Origin of the sequence: Vreelandella andesensis (assembly GCF_003989795.1) — a bacterium.
Taxonomy (GTDB): Bacteria; Pseudomonadota; Gammaproteobacteria; order Pseudomonadales; family Halomonadaceae; genus Vreelandella; species Vreelandella andesensis.
This window is the reverse complement of sequence record NZ_RZHG01000030.1, coordinates 1-15,526: the sequence shown is the minus strand read 5'-3', so window position 1 is coordinate 15,526 and position 15,526 is coordinate 1. Positions and strand designations below refer to the sequence as shown.

Sequence of the window (15,526 nt, the reverse complement as noted above, 5' to 3'; positions counted from 1 at the left end):
AGTATGAGCCAATTTGCAATTAACTTATTGTTTGTCGGCGCATCGTTTGCGCTCTATATCGGGATTGCGATATGGGCACGCGCCGGGTCGACCAAAGACTTCTACGTCGCCGGTGGTGGCGTTCACCCTATCACCAACGGTATGGCCACTGCCGCTGACTGGATGTCAGCCGCATCGTTTATTTCAATGGCCGGCCTACTAGCGTCCGGCGGATATGCGAACTCCACCTTCTTGATGGGCTGGACCGGCGGCTACGTCATATTGGCAATGCTGCTAGCGCCTTATCTGCGTAAGTTTGGCAAGTTCACAGTGCCCGACTTTATTGGTGACCGCTTCTACAGCAACACAGCGCGCTTCGTCGCGATTGTGTGTTTGATCATTGCTTCTGTTACTTACGTTATCGGTCAGATGACCGGTGCGGGCGTTGCCTTCTCACGCTTTTTGGAAGTCAGCAACACCTGGGGCATCTGGATCGCAGCGTTGATTGTTTTCCTGTATGCCGTTTTCGGCGGCATGAAAGGCATTACCTACACACAGGTTGCTCAGTATGTGGTGCTTATCATCGCCTATACTATCCCGGCAGTGTTCATTGCCATGCAGCTTACCGGCAACCCGATTCCGATGTTCGGCATGTTCAGTACCCATACTGAGTCCGGCATTCCGCTACTGACCAAGTTGGACGAAGTCGTTAATGCGCTTGGTTTCCGTGACTATACTGCGGACGTCGATAATAAGCTGAATATGGTGCTATTTACCCTATCGCTGATGGTCGGTACTGCAGGCTTACCGCATGTCATTATCCGCTTTTTCACTGTACCGAAAGTTGCCGATGCACGTTGGTCTGCTGGCTGGGCACTGGTGTTCATTGCACTGTTATACCTAACCGCACCAGCGGTTGGTTCCATGGCGCGCCTGAACTTGGCTACCACCGTATACCCCGATATGGCAGGGCAAGTGGAAAACTACGAAGAAGCCGCCACCAACCCGATTCTCTACGAAGATCGCCCTGAGTGGGTACGAACGTGGGAAGAAACAGGGCTTATCGCCTTCAACGATCTCAATAATGATGGCCGCGTCCAAATGTACAATGATGCTGTCGACTATTCAGATCGCGGCTGGGAAGGTAACGAACTGACCGTTAATAATGACATTCTCGTACTGGCGAATCCTGAAATTGCCAACTTGCCTGGCTGGGTTATCGGTCTTATTGCAGCAGGCGGTATTGCTGCGGCACTCTCAACGGCGGCGGGTCTGCTGTTGGCTATCTCGTCAGCCATTAGTCACGACTTGATCAAAACAATGATCAACCCGAAGATCTCTGAAAAGAGTGAAATGCTGGCAGCACGGATATCAATGGGCGGCGCAATCCTTCTAGCTACCTTCCTCGGGCTCAATCCGCCAGGGTTCGCAGCGCAAACCGTTGCACTTGCCTTTGGTATTGCCGGTGCCTCACTGTTCCCAGCGCTTATGATGGGTATTTTCTCCAAGCGCATGAACAGCAAAGGCGCCATTTGCGGCATGCTGGCAGGCCTGATCTCCACCCTGCTTTACATCTTCACCTATCTCGGCTGGTTCTTCGTCCCCGAAACCAACATGCTGGCTAACACCCCAGATAATTGGATCCTGGGCATTTCACCACTCTCCTTTGGTGCAATCGGTGCAATGCTCAACTTCGCGATTGCCTTTGCTGTCTCTAGCGCAACGGAAGAGCCTCCGCAGGAAATTCAAGATCTAGTAGAAAGCGTTCGCTACCCGAAAGGTGCTGGTCTAGCGGTCGATCACTAAGTCATAATCGGCTCCTCTCTTTGGCACACGGCCATTAGATTCGGAATCGATACTTATCATCGGGCTTCCTTAGGGGAGCCCGATGTCATTTAGAAAGGATATTTTATGATTTGGCATCTAATTGCCGCTGTATTTGCGGGGCTTGCCGCCGCAGGGATAGGCTTATTACTTAGAACGCTTAGCCGTAAACGGCTGCCCAAATGGATTGTGCCTGTCTTTGGTGGCTTGGGCATGCTGGGGTATCAAATTCAGGTGGAGTACGCTTGGTTTGATCACAAACAAACTCAACTGCCGGAAACCGCCATCGTGATTTCCAGCGATACGTCTAGCGCCGTGTGGCGGCCGTGGACTTTTGCGTACCCAATGACAACCAAATTCAGCATCGTTGATAGCGATAATGTACGCGCACGCCGCCTTGGCGATGAGTTAATTGCTGAGTTTATTCTCTATCAATTTGAACGACACCATACCGATGTGCTGACCACTCAGCCTTATGTATTGAACTGCACTCATCGCGAATTAGTACCCCTGAATACTGAGACTGGCGACGCCGAATTAAGCGAGCGCCGCACGTTACGGGAAACCGCCCCGTTATTAACAACCGTTTGCCAACTTGCCGCCGAGCAGCAGACGTAAAGCCCCTCTTTCGCCTAGAATGAGGCCTTCAATTAGACGGTCGCTAATAGATAGTCGCTAGTAGATAGTCATTAGTAAACAGTCATTGGTAGATAGTCGCTAGGCGAAGCCTTCAATGTGGGGAGACGACATGTTTCACGGCGGTCTGCTGGTTGCGGTATCACTGCTTTACATTGCGGTGTTGTTTGGCATTGCCTGGTTCGGTGATCGCCGTGCACGTACTCACGGCGCTAGCCGCCGACGGCCAGTCATCTACAGTTTGGCATTGGCAATTTACTGCACCTCGTGGACGTTTTACGGCGCGGTAGGCCAAGCAGCTACAGCTGGCTGGTCATTTGCCAGCATCTTTGTCGGTCCGATCTTGACGTTTTTACTGTTTTGGCCCGTTCTCACTAAAATGATTCGCGTTGCCAAACACCAAAACGTCACGTCTATCGCTGACTTCATTGCTTCCCGCTACGGCAAAACCCAATCCCTTGCAGCATTTGCCAGCTTGGTCGCCCTTATTGGCACCTTGCCTTACATCGCCTTGCAGTTAAAAGCGGTGTCCACCACCTTCAGCGTTCTTACCGACGCAACGGATATGACTCATACGCCGCTGTTTGGCGACACGGCGTTTTATGTCGCTATTGTCATGGCAATCTTCGCTATTCTTTTTGGTACCCGCCACACCGATGCCACAGAGCACCACGAAGGCCTCATTCACGCGGTAGCGTTTGAATCCTTGGTAAAACTGCTGGCTTTTGTTGTCCTTGGGGCTTTTGTTACCTGGGGTATGTTTGATGGTCTTGGCGAATTGATGGGCCACGCCGAAAGTCAGCTGGAGTTGCAACGCCAGCTAGCCAATCAAGATTTTGGCCAAAGCTTCTGGGCACAAACGCTGCTTGCTATGCTTGCGATACTTTGTTTGCCACGCCAGTTTCATGTGGCAGTAGTGGAAAATATCCACCCAGACGACGCTACGAAAGCACGCTGGTTATTTCCTCTTTATCTACTTGCGGTCGCCTTTTTTGTTGTGCCCTTGGCGGCGGCGGGTCTACTGCTATTTTCTGAAAGTGGGGTTGAGCCTGATACTTACGTGCTTGCGCTTTCGATGGCCTCCGGCCAGCAGTGGCTGACCCTATTAACCTTTATTGGTGGGTTTTCTGCCGCAACAGGCATGGTGATTGTGGCGGCAGTGGCGGTTTCCATCATGATTTCGAATGAAATTGTGATTCCGGCACTATTTAGGCTGCGCTGGTTTGATACCAAAGCCCGCGACTATGGCCGTTTGGTACTACGTGCACGCCGCCTTACCATTGTCGCTGTCTTAGCAATGGCCTATGGGTTCTACCAACTGATTGGCGAATTCACCTCGCTGGCTTCGATTGGCATGCTCTCTTTTGCGGCCGCCGCACAGTTTGCCCCCGCGCTCATCGGCGGACTGTATTGGAAACGTGGTAACCGTCTTGGTGTTATCGTTGGCATGAACGCAGGCTTTGCGATTTGGGCATACAGCCTATTAATGCCCGCCATGATCAGTGCAGGTGTGCTTCCTCAAACGTGGCTAGCGGGCGGCCCTCTCGGGCTTAACTGGCTATCGCCCACCACGCTATTTGGCTTAAATCTTGGAGACCCCTTTACCCACGGTGTGATGCTGTCGCTGGGCATCAACTTATTCTGCTATATCTTTGTCTCTCAGGTAACGTCTCAGCGAGTCGTCGAACGTATTCAGGCCTCGCTGTTTGTTGATAGCGTTGAAACTCGCCAAACATCCATAAACCGCCCATGGACCGGCGCCACAACTGTTGGTGACCTTAAAGTGCTTTGTGAGCGCTTTTTGGGTGCAAGCCAAGTGAACCGAGCATTTGAAGATTACGCCCGCCGCGCAGGCAAACCCATGGAAGATAGCTCGCGAGCGTCTATCGACGTTATCCAGTTTACAGAGCGCCTTCTGGCCTCAGTACTCGGCGCATCATCTGCACGGATAGTGGTTAACTCGGCACTTCAGGGACGCGGCATTGGCATTTCAGATGTCATCTCTATCGTTGATGAAGCCTCTCAAGTCTTAGAGTTCAATCGAGCGCTTCTGCAAGCCACCATTGAAAACATCAATCAGGGCATTAGCGTGGTTGACCAGAACTTGCGCTTGGTAGTTTGGAACCAACGTTATTTAGAGCTGTTCCGCTTTCCTGATCATTTGATTCGGGTAGGTGCACCGATGGACCGTATTTTCCGCTACAACGCTCATAACGGCGAGTACGGCCCAGGCGATCCCGAAGAGCACGTCCAACTTCTACTGGACAATATTCGTGAAGGCCAGCCCCATCGCTACGTGCGCTATCGCCAAGACGGCAGCGTACTAGAAGTTCAGGGCAACCCTATGCCTGGTGGTGGTTTTGTCTATACCTACCAGGATATTACTCAGCAAAAGCGTATCGAAGAGGCGCTGATTCGCTCTGAAAACAACATCCGTATTTACACAGACAATGTGCCAGCGCTGATTGCTTACTTTGATAAAGAGTGTCGTTACCTGTTCACCAACCGCGCTTACGAACAAGCTTTCGACATAGATCGCAATGCCGTGATTGGGCGGCGATACGAAGACGTCTTACCGGTGAAAAAAGCTGAAGAGCGTATGCCGTGGGTCAAGCGAACCTTGACAGGAGAACGGGTAAGTTTTGAAGTCTCGATGCGTGTTAACGACGCGATGCGCTATATGTTGGTCACCTATACACCCCACTTTGGCGATAGCCAATCAATTTTAGGCTTCTTCGCGCTTTATCAAGATATTACCGAGCGCCGCCAAGCTGAAATTGCCTTGAAAGAAACCAACGAAACCCTTGAGGAGCGCGTACGTGAGCGCACACAAGCACTTTCTGAGGCTAACGCGGCGCTGCGACAGGAAAACCGGGTGCGCGCCGAAGCCGAGCAAGCACTGCGCCAAGCGAAACAGTTGGCTGAAGATGCTAATGCTTCGAAAACGCGTTTTCTGGCTGCCGCCAGCCACGACTTGTTACAGCCGCTGAACGCAGCTCGGTTATTTACCTCCGCCTTAATGCAGAACGTCACTGCAAGCGATACCCAACGTATCATCAGCCATATTGATAACTCACTTCAGGCCGCTGAAGAGCTGCTCGGCACCCTGCTAGATATTTCAAAGCTTGATGCAGGTGCCCTCACACCTCGACGCAGCCATTTTGCACTAGCGGATATTATTCACCCTCTACGTGCCGAATTTGAAGTAATGGCCGATGACCGCGGGCTGGATCTCGTCGTTGTGCCGACGCAGCAATGGGTAGACTCCGACCCACAGATGCTTCGCCGGATTGTACAAAACTTTCTTTCCAATGCGATCCGCTATACCCAAGAAGGTCGCGTGCTACTAGGCTGCCGCCGCCAAAATGGACGGCTTTCTATTGAGGTATGGGATAGCGGACCTGGCATTCCTGAATCAAAGCTAACGGAAATTTTCCAAGAGTTTCGCCGTCTCGATCAGGTCTCCCGCCATAAAGAGAGCGAGAAAGGTCTCGGCTTAGGGCTTTCAATCGCCGATCGCATGAGCCGTGTACTTGACCACCCCATTAAGGTTCGCTCCTGGGTAGGTGTGGGAACGGCGTTTTGCGTTAGCGTGCCCACGGTTGCCCCACGTGAGATGACCGTAGCGGATCAAGAACCTCAGAACCGGCGCAGTGGAAACAAGCTAGCAGGCACCCGCATTGTGTGCATCGATAACGAAACGCTCATTTTAGAAGGCATGACGGCCATGCTAAGCGGCTGGGGTTGCGAGGTGTTCACAGCGACCAGCATCGGCGGTGCAAAATCGATTTTGCGTAATATGGACGGCGATCCCGATGCTATTTTGGCAGACTACCACCTGGACAACGAAGTCACGGGCCTTATGGCCCTCGAAGCTCTCAGTGAGCGCCTTGAGGGCGCCGTGCCAGGCATTGTGATTACCGCCGACCGGACGGAAGCGGTGGCAGAAGAAATCAAACGTGCGGGTTATCAATTGCTGCTTAAACCCGTCAAACCTGCCGCGCTGCGTGCGCTTTTAACCCGCACGCTTCAAGCCAGCCGTGCCGACACTTAGCGGGCTTTCAAAAAATAAAAAAACAGCGCAAATACAAGCGCCGCCCCTGGGTTATCCTGGGGGCGGATTGTTCTAGGGGCGGCGCTTTGCGATGGAACGGTAGTTAAGATCAAACAACGGTAGTTAAGATCGAACAACAGTAATTAAGATCCAACCTTGGGTGGCTCTACTTCTAGCTTTTGCGCGGCAATAACTGCCTGAGTGCGCGAGTGCACGCCCAGTTTGCGCAGAATAGCCGTCACGTGGGCTTTAATAGTCGCTTCTGAAACGCTAAGTTCATAGGCAATCTGCTTATTCAACAAGCCTTCCGTCAGCATATTAAGTACACGAAACTGCTGCGGCGTCAGTGAGGCAATGGCCTCCGCAAAACGCGACTCTTCTTCGCTTGTTTCATCCAATACGTTCGCCAACGCTTCTGGCAGCCAGACTTCCCCTTGCAGGATTTCCCCCACCGCTTCAGCAATCAACTGTAGCGAGGAAGATTTAGGAATAAAGCCTGATGCGCCGTAATCAATTGCACGACGCACAACATAAGGCTCGTCACTGCCTGAGACAACCGCAACCGGAATATCGGGCATTTGGCCACGTAATTGGATCAAACCCGAGAAGCCATGCGCTCCGGGCATATGTAGATCTAGCAGAATCAAATCGGCATCAGGGTGTCGATTAACAACCTCAGTGGTAGCTTCCATAGTGTCGGCTTCGACAATTTCAGCCTGGGGGGCTAACTGTCGCAACGCCTGTGTAAGCGCTGCACGAAACAGTGGATGGTCGTCTGCGACGATAAACTTATGGGCTACTGCCATGGATATTCCTCCGGTTCCTTGAGCAGCGGGGTTGGCTACCGCCGCGACGCTAGGCTCATACGGTTAAAGCATGGTACCCCATGGGCTTCGTCATTCCCAAGCACCACATGCACAATTTGTCATCTATACGTCATCCAAACATAAATGACAGTGCCGGCTCCATGGCCGGCACTGCAACGCATACGCTTAGTTTGCACTATTTAACATAGTAAATGAATGACATGCGTCATCGAAATATGCCCTATGCAACTATCAATTGAGGCATAAAACATTATTGATTAACACGATGCTCTATAAGTTCATCAACTACTGACGGATCCGCCAGCGTGCTGGTATCGCCCAGGCCATCACATTCGTTAGCAGCAATTTTACGTAGAATACGGCGCATAATTTTGCCAGAACGCGTTTTTGGCAGGCCGGGGGCCCACTGAATCACGTCCGGGGAAGCAATCGGGCCAATATCTTTACGCACCCACTGCGTCAGTTCTTTCTTCAGTTCATCCGTCGGATCAATACCATCATTAAGGGTTACATAGATGTAAATACCTTGGCCCTTAATATCGTGCGGAAAGCCAACAACGGCTGCCTCTGCAACGGCTGAATGGGCGACCAGAGACGATTCGATTTCAGCTGTCCCCATGCGGTGGCCTGAGACGTTAAGTACGTCGTCTACACGCCCTGTAATCCAGTAGTAGCCATCCTCATCCCGGCGGCAGCCATCTCCTGTGAAGTACATGCCGCTGTAGGTTGAGAAGTACGTTTGCACAAAGCGCTCGTGGTCACCCCAAATGGAGCGCGCTTGGCCTGGCCAGGAATCAAGAATAACCAAGTTACCTTCGGCAGCGCCTTCTAGCATGTTGCCTTCATTATCTACCAGCGCGGGATTAACACCAAAGAAAGGCGTTGTGGCAGAGCCTGGTTTTAGATCAGTGGCACCGGGTAGCGGCGCAATCATGATGCCGCCCGTTTCGGTTTGCCACCACGTATCTACAATAGGGCATTGTTCATTACCGATGATGCGGTAGAACCATTCCCAGGCTTCTGGATTGATGGGTTCGCCAACAGAGCCCAGCAAGCGAAGTGATTCACGCTTACTAGAATCCATCACGTTATCGCCATGCGCCATTAATGCACGAACAGCGGTAGGCGCGGTATAAAGAATATTGACCTGATGTTTATCAACAATCTCACCCATCCGGCCATGGCTCGGATAGCTCGGCACGCCTTCAAACATTAGCGTGGTTGCACCATTGGCAAGCGGTCCATAAACGATATAGCTGTGGCCTGTCACCCAGCCTACGTCAGCTGTACACCAGTAAACTTCGCCCTCTTGGTAGTCGAAAACGTACTGGTGAGTCATTGCCGCGTAGGTCAGGTAGCCGCCCGTCGTATGCTCTAAGCCCTTAGGCGCGCCGGTGGAGCCAGAGGTGTAAAGAATAAACAGCGGGTCTTCGGCATTCATGGTTTCGGCTGGACACTCACTAGATTGCTTATCTACCAAGTCATCAAACCAGATGTCGCGCCCTTCCTGCCATTCAATGTCACCGCCGGTGCGCTTCACTACCAACACGTTTTTACAAACGTCCGTGCCATCACGCGTTAGAGCCGAGTCAACGTTCTCTTTAAGGGGAACGTGTTTACCACCACGCACCGACTCATCGGCCGTAATAACTAATTTAGAATCAGCACCAATCACTCGCTGGGCTACCGCATCCGGCGAAAAACCGCCAAACACAACAGAGTGCACTGCACCAATACGAGCACACGCCAACATGGCCATCGCTGCTTCGGGAATCATCGGCATATACATCGTCACTGTATCGCCTTTCTTAACGCCCAGCGACTTCAGCCCATTGGCCAGCTGGTTAGTCCGCTCATAAAGCTCACGATAAGTAATGTGTTTTGAATCGTTAGGGTTGTCACCTTCCCAGATAATCGCCGTTTGATCGCCGCGCTTCTCCAAGTGACGGTCAAGGCAGTTGGCGCTAACGTTTAACTGACCATCTTCAAACCAGCGGATATCAACATTATCTCGTGCGAAAGAGGTGTTTTTAATCTTGGTTGGGGCCTTGATCCAATCAAGACGCTTTGCCTGCTCTGCCCAAAAACTTTCCGGGTCGTCCATGGACTGTTGATACATTGCCGCATATTTATCTTTATCAGCCCATGCACTGGCAGCGATACTATCGCGCACTGGATAGACGTTTTTATGCTCGCTCATGAAGTTGCCTCTGTCCGTGAAAATGCACTCTCTGGAAATGGCGTCGGTATTATTGTTAGTGCACCGACCCGCTTAATATTTATCTAGCATAAACCTCCCGACGCCGGCTTCCCTTTAGACATTGGTATTAACATTTTTAATATTTAAAACAATAAGTTAAAACACTTTCAACGTTTTCCAAAAGCACTGTAGACCAAGGTCTGATCACAATGGCGACACCGGTAACGATGCCCCTTTACCACTAAAGAATGACGTCTAGCGGTAAACCGATGCATTTGGCAACCGCATTGATAATAGTATGGACGCGACTGAGCATCTTGAACATCAAAGCGGTGCGTCACTTTTGGAGCAATGCCAAACAAGTCACGCATGACGGTTTGCCATTCACGACCATGCGGCTTGAAACGCGATCCATTGGCTAAATGAAACACCAGCCAATGGGCCATTTCATGAGGAATCACCTCATCAAAAAATGCCTGGCGATTATTGCTTAGCAAAACAGGGTTAAAACGCAGCCCGCCACGGCCTAAATGGGCCTGCCCTGCCGATGCCCCTTTTAGATCGAACCACACTTCTGGCGCAGGCAACGAAGGATAGACTGTTCGGCAGCGCTTTAACGCCTCATCAGCTCTTTGTCGCACAGCATGCATAAGCGCCTGCGAAGAAAGCGCCGCAAGTTTTTCAGCAGGCCACGGGGGCAGTGGTAACGTCTTCATTAGTGATAAACTAGCCAGCAGTGATGGTGACAACGATTGTTGCCGATCAACATCTTTTTCTCAAAGACGATTTTATGATGAGGCCCCTCATGGCAGAGCGTAATAATGTGCCCACAACAACGTCGCCCACAACAACGTCGCCCACTACCACCCCGCCTCAGCCACTACTTGACGACGAGCAACTTGATAGATTGGATGACTTCCTCGACTCTGAGCAAGTGGGCGAAGATGCGTTGGATCTTATTTCTGCCCATGGCTTTTTAGTGGCATTGGCGGTCGCCCCTAGCGAATTACCCACCAGTCAATGGCTAGCTGAGCTATTCCAGGGGGAACCAAACTATCATGATGATGCTGAACGGGACGAGATTGTCCAACTGCTTACACTACTCCGCGATAATGCAGTCGCGGTACTTGAACAAGGTGGTTTACCAGAGTTGCCCTTCGAACTAACGCTAGATGGCATCCCCGCTGAAGAAACGCCCATCGGCGACTGGTGCGCGGGCTTTATGGAAGGTGTCTTTAGCGATGAAAGTGCATGGTTCCAGGATGACGAAGCCTCTGCCGCCACGCTACTATTGCCCTTTATGTCGCTCTCAGGTCTGTTTGATGATGAGCCCGAAATGGCAGAAATGGCTCAGGATCAGGCAAGCCAGGAATCCTTTGTTACTCAACTGCCAGAATTAGTGCTGGATCTTTATCTCCATTACCGCGTGCCACCCGAAACACCAAAACCCAAGCCGCGCAAGAAATCGCCGGCCAAAGGTAAAAAGCGTAGATAGCCAGCTTTCAGCCGCCCATTATTTAAGGCGGGTGACAAAACCATCGACTACCCCATAGAGCCACTCTCGGGCTCGCTGCCCCCAAGGACGCGCGGCCCAGGCGGTGGGATCGACTTCTTGGCTGGCGGCAAAGTTACGCTCAAACAGCGCCTGAACCTGATTGGCGAAGGCTTGGCTTTCTATTTCTTGGTTAGCCTCCAGGTTCCAGTGCAGGTTCCAATGATCAAAATTGCAGGAGCCTATGCTGACCCAATTATCTATTAACACAAATTTGGCATGGATAAACGTGGGCTGGAACTCAAAAATACGCACACCGGCTTTTAACAACGCCTGGTAAAACCGTTGCCCTGCATAGCGCACACCTGGGTGGTCATGTTTACTCCCCGGCAACAGAAGACAAACATCCACGCCGCGCCGCGCCGCGCGAATAAGGCGCCGGCGCAGTGTGAACGTTGGCACAAAATAAGGCGTGCATAGCCAAAGCCGCTTGTTTGCCTGATTCACCCGCGCGTAAAGCGAGTGTCGAATCGCTTGGTATCGATACCCCTTGGCTGATATCACACGGCCGCGTAAGCCGTCAGCATAATGTGCTGCTGAGCGCTGTGTTGGCAATGCTAGGTGAACCTGCCCATCGTTTGCTTGCCGAGTTAGCCGGGAATGCCACAAACGACGAAAAAGCCCTTCCCAGTCAGCCACCACTGGGCCTTCTATGCGCAGCGCAATTTCATACCATGCGTCCAGAAACTCATCCACTGCGCCAAAGCCGCCGGTAAAGGCAACGTCTCCATCCACGACAACAATTTTGCGGTGGTCACGACTTAGGTTGCGAGCCAGAGAGTGAAAACCAATGGGGTTGAAGAACCGCAACGCTACGCCGGCTTGTTCTAGGCGTGCGCGGTCACGACGCTCCAATCCCATAGAACCATAGCCGTCGAGCAACAGAAACACCGTCACACCGCGTTCGGCAGCGTCGATCAGCGCATCACTCACCTGGTTGGCCAGCTCACCTGACGCCATCAAGTAAAGCTCTACCAACACGTAGTGCTGCGCTTGGTTAACCGCGTCAAACATGGCTGGCAAAAATTGCGCGGCTTCCGGCAACAGCGTAATGCGGTTTCCTTCTCGCCAAACGTGCTGCATAGAGACTCCCTCTCCTATTAAAACAATTCAGCGGCGAGACAATGAACGATGCACGTATAGATCGTAACGGCTCGTTTTACCCTCTAATGTATGCTGCGGCGCAGGCCCAACGATGGGAGGTGCTTTGCGGGGACGCTTGACCACCACTCGATGCGTCGCCACATCTAGCGCGGCTTCTAACAGGCGCGGTGCATCATCGTCATCCCCCGCAAGCTCGCGAAACAAGCGCATCTCTTTTTTGACCAATGCCGATTTTTCGCGATGTGGAAACATCGGATCAAGGTGAATCACGTCAGGGGCAAAGCCCACATTTGCCACAAGAACAGCAAGCTGCTGGGTTGCATCGCCATGGCGAAGCGTCATTCGCGACGCAATTTCCGCCGTTGCGTCTATTGTTGCAGCACGAGCGAGGCCATCTTGAAGCAGCGCGGCAATCGCCGCGACACGCTCAATTAATAATACGTGTGCGCCCAGGCTTGCTAATACAAACGCATCCCTCCCCAAACCAGCCGTGGCATCCACAACGTTGGGCGTGATGCCTTTAGCAAGCCCACAGGCTTTTGCCACCAACTGCCCACGACCGCCGCCAAAATGACGACGGTGAGCCATTTTACCAGCGGCAAAATCCACGCTAAGCGGTTTTCCATATTGGCGCTCATCCCCTGACAGCGCTAATTGGCCATCCACGTAGCTAAGCGCCAATCCCGAGGGCAACACAAGTGCCTCTGGGCTTGCTATTTGGCTCATGCCGGCTTTTTCCAAGCAACGTCGTTTCGTAGGTAAACCGGCTGTGCTTCATGGGCTGCCTGACCTAAGCCCGCTTCAAAATCACGCGCGGCGAGCCACGCCATCTCCTCTGCCCGCGGTTCAAGATCAGTGAGATGCTGAGACATATTGGTTTGTACGCTTAATGTAAAATCATCCCAACGCGTAAACCCTGATCCCACGCCTACCCAGTCGGCTTCCTTGGCGGGTAAGTAAAAATGAGCGGGTGCGACTACCACTTCATTACTTTGCAAGCTGAGCGTGTCGTTTAAACAGTGCCAGGTAGCCGCATAAATTTCGCCCATACGAGCATCTAACGCGGTCACTACATGGCGGAAATGGTAGCGACGGTGGGCCTGAAGCGCGAGCGCTTCCAAGGTAGAAATACCCAGCAATGGACAATCCAGCCCAAACGCTAAACCTTGCGCTGCACCAGCAGCGATACGCAAACCGGTGAAAGAACCGGGACCACGCCCAAACGCGACCGCATCTAGCTGCTTAACCGAAATATTTGCCTCAGCGAGAATGTCATCCACCATTGGCATTAAGCGTCGTGTGTGAGCTCGCGGTGTCATTTCAAAGCGCGCCAGGCATTCGCGCTGGCCACCTTGTTGGCGTAATAAAGCCGCTGAACAAGCACTAGACGACGCATCTAGTGCAAGGAGGTGTAACGATGACATCGGTTTTGCACTCCGTAAAATAGACAGCCATTATACCTTTACGAGGCTCAGACGACGATGGCCCGCAGGTTACCTGCGGGCCATCGTATGATTCATCAACAATCAGTGCTTAGCAAAGCGCTTCTTTTACTTGCCGTGTGATATCAGCGACGCTGCCAACGCCCTCGACACGGTGATAGTGAGGCGCGGTGTCGGGATCTTCTTTCGCCCACTGCTGGTAATAATCGACCAGCGGAGCGGTTTGATCGTGATAAACCGACAGGCGGTTACGTACGGTAGACTCTTGATCATCTTCACGCTGAATCAGTGCTTCCCCCGTCACGTCATCTTTGCCCATCTCTTTGGGCGGATTATGGTCAACATGGTAAACACGCCCAGACGCCGGGTGCACGCGACGACCAGCGAGGCGACTAACAATTTCTTCATCAGGTACGGCAATTTCCAGCACGTGATCCAACTTAACACCGCCTTCCTTCATTGCATCGGCTTGCGGGATTGTGCGAGGGAAGCCATCAAATAAGAACCCATTATCACAGTCAGGCTGGCTGATGCGCTCTTTAACGAGATCGATGATGATATCGTCGGATACCAAACCACCACTATTCATAATCTCTTTTACTTTGAGCCCCAGCTCTGTGCCGTCCTTAATGGCCGCGCGCAACATATCCCCGGTGGAAATTTGAGGAATCTTAAACTGCTCACAAATGAACTGAGCTTGAGTCCCCTTCCCCGCGCCGGGGGCACCCAACAGGATTAAACGCATGGCACTGCTCCTTGAATGTTAATTTAGATGTCGTCAGTTTAAAACAATGAACCGACAATAACCGTGCCGCTCAGACGACACAACTCCCCAAAAGCCTGAGAGCGCGATTTTTTAGTATTTTTTCAAGCAAAAACAGCAAAGTGGCTGCTCCTTGTACTTTGGTCACCCCTTTGATGCCCATTTCCAGTGTCGCTACATACACAAACGGCGCCCAATGGGCGCCGCTTGTGGCTTACTCAGAAGCGATTACAGCAGTAACCGTCGAATATCCGTCAGCAAATCAGCCAGGAAGGCCGTAAAGCGAGCGGCATCCGCACCGTTAATCGCACGGTGGTCGTAGGAGAGCGACAGCGGCATCATCAAACGCGGCTGGAAAGTACTGCCATCCCACACCGGTTTCATCTGCGCTTTCGACACCCCCAGGATCGCCACTTCTGGCGCGTTAACGATTGGCGTAAACGCCGTACCACCAATTGAGCCAAGGCTCGTAATGGTAAAGCAGCCACCGGTCATTTCATCACGCTTTAGCTTCTTGGTTTGCGCTTTTTTACCTAGCTCCGCCATCTCCTTAGCAATCTCAATCAAGGATTTTTTATCGGCGTTACGCACCACCGGCACCATCAAACCATCCGGCGTATCCACGGCAATCCCAATGTGCACATAGTTTTTCCACACCAGCGTTTCGCCGTCGCCCTTCAGGCTGACGTTGAACTGAGGGAACTTGCGCAGTGCAAAGGCGCAGGCCTTAACCATGAACGGCAATGGTGTCAGCTTGGCCCCTTGGGCTTCGACCTCGGCCTTCATAGCTTTGCGGAAGCTCTCAAGCTCGGTGATATCGGCTTCGTCAAACTGCGTCACGTGGGGCACGTTGAGCCAGCTACGATGCAGATTAGTTGCGCCCATTTTGAGCAGGCGGCCCATCGGCTTCTCTTCGATCTCACCAAACTGGCTGAAATCGACCTCTGGTATCGCAGGAATGCCCGCCCCCCCACTCGCCGCAGGGGCAGCCGCGGTTTGTGCTTTACCCTGGTTAGCAATGGCCTGCTTCACATAGGCTTGCACATCTTCTTTCAGCACACGGTCTTTCGGGCCGCTAGGCTTAACAAGGCCAAGGTCAACGCCAAGTTCACGAGCCAACATGCGTACCGCAGGGCCTGCATGTA

Annotated in this window: 12 protein-coding genes; 4 read left to right on the top strand and 8 right to left on the bottom strand. The window is 52.3% G+C overall.

All coding sequences use genetic code 11. The features are described 5' to 3' along the window. Nucleotides 1-3: 3 nt before the first annotated feature. The 3 genes from ELY33_RS16030 (at nt 4) to ELY33_RS16020 (ending at nt 6,493) form a co-directional block, all read left to right on the top strand. Nucleotides 4-1,785 carry a sodium:solute symporter family protein gene (locus ELY33_RS16030; protein WP_126948914.1) on the top strand — a complete coding sequence of 594 codons (1,782 nt, stop codon included), beginning with the start codon at nt 4-6 and terminating at the stop codon, nt 1,783-1,785. A gap of 105 nt (nt 1,786-1,890) precedes the next feature. Further along, entirely contained in the window at nt 1,891-2,421 is a 531-nt protein-coding gene (locus tag ELY33_RS16025; protein WP_126948913.1) for a hypothetical protein, read from the top strand. Nucleotides 2,422-2,551: 130 nt separating this feature from the next. Then, nucleotides 2,552-6,493, top strand: a complete 3,942-nt coding sequence (locus ELY33_RS16020; RefSeq protein ID WP_126948912.1) for a NahK/ErcS family hybrid sensor histidine kinase/response regulator — start codon at nt 2,552-2,554, stop codon at nt 6,491-6,493. A gap of 143 nt (nt 6,494-6,636) precedes the next feature. On the opposite strand, the gene ELY33_RS16015 is transcribed toward ELY33_RS16020, so the two are convergent. The 3 genes from ELY33_RS16015 to ELY33_RS16005 all read right to left on the bottom strand — a co-directional run bounded on the left by ELY33_RS16015 (nt 6,637) and on the right by ELY33_RS16005 (nt 10,236). Further along, nucleotides 6,637-7,299: a response regulator gene (locus ELY33_RS16015; RefSeq protein ID WP_126948911.1), complete on the bottom strand. Its 663-nt coding sequence runs from the start codon at nt 7,297-7,299 to the stop codon at nt 6,637-6,639. A 271-nt stretch (nt 7,300-7,570) separates the two neighbouring features. Beyond that, entirely contained in the window at nt 7,571-9,520 is a 1,950-nt protein-coding gene (gene acs, locus ELY33_RS16010; RefSeq protein WP_126948910.1) for an acetate--CoA ligase, read from the bottom strand. A 167-nt stretch (nt 9,521-9,687) separates the two neighbouring features. Next, nucleotides 9,688-10,236 (bottom strand): SprT family zinc-dependent metalloprotease, encoded by a 549-nt coding sequence (locus ELY33_RS16005; RefSeq protein WP_126948909.1) that lies wholly within the window; start codon nt 10,234-10,236, stop codon nt 9,688-9,690. 89 nt (nt 10,237-10,325) lie between these two features. On the opposite strand from ELY33_RS16005, the gene ELY33_RS16000 reads away from it, so the two are divergent. After that, on the top strand, nt 10,326-11,015 hold the full coding sequence (locus ELY33_RS16000; RefSeq protein ID WP_126948908.1) for a YecA/YgfB family protein: 690 nt from the start codon (nt 10,326-10,328) through the stop codon (nt 11,013-11,015). Between the two features lie 18 nt (nt 11,016-11,033). Here the strand turns inward: ELY33_RS16000 and ELY33_RS15995 are convergent, their stop codons facing one another. The 5 genes from ELY33_RS15995 to ELY33_RS15975 form a co-directional block, all read right to left on the bottom strand. Then, on the bottom strand, nt 11,034-12,155 hold the full coding sequence (locus ELY33_RS15995; protein WP_126948907.1) for a phospholipase D-like domain-containing protein: 1,122 nt from the start codon (nt 12,153-12,155) through the stop codon (nt 11,034-11,036). Between the two features lie 27 nt (nt 12,156-12,182). After that, a complete protein-coding gene (locus tag ELY33_RS15990; RefSeq protein ID WP_126948906.1) occupies nt 12,183-12,902 on the bottom strand; it encodes a class I SAM-dependent methyltransferase in 720 nt (239 codons plus the stop codon). After that, on the bottom strand, nt 12,899-13,600 hold the full coding sequence (gene tsaB, locus ELY33_RS15985) for a tRNA (adenosine(37)-N6)-threonylcarbamoyltransferase complex dimerization subunit type 1 TsaB (protein ID WP_126948905.1): 702 nt from the start codon (nt 13,598-13,600) through the stop codon (nt 12,899-12,901). The genes ELY33_RS15990 and tsaB overlap by 4 nt, the downstream gene beginning before the upstream one ends. Nucleotides 13,601-13,709: 109 nt before the next feature. Continuing rightward, nucleotides 13,710-14,363 (bottom strand): adenylate kinase, encoded by a 654-nt coding sequence (gene adk, locus ELY33_RS15980; protein WP_126948904.1) that lies wholly within the window; start codon nt 14,361-14,363, stop codon nt 13,710-13,712. Between the two features lie 246 nt (nt 14,364-14,609). Then, on the bottom strand, nt 14,610-15,526 hold a 917-nt coding region (locus tag ELY33_RS15975; RefSeq protein WP_208644252.1), incomplete at its 5' end, for a 2-oxo acid dehydrogenase subunit E2.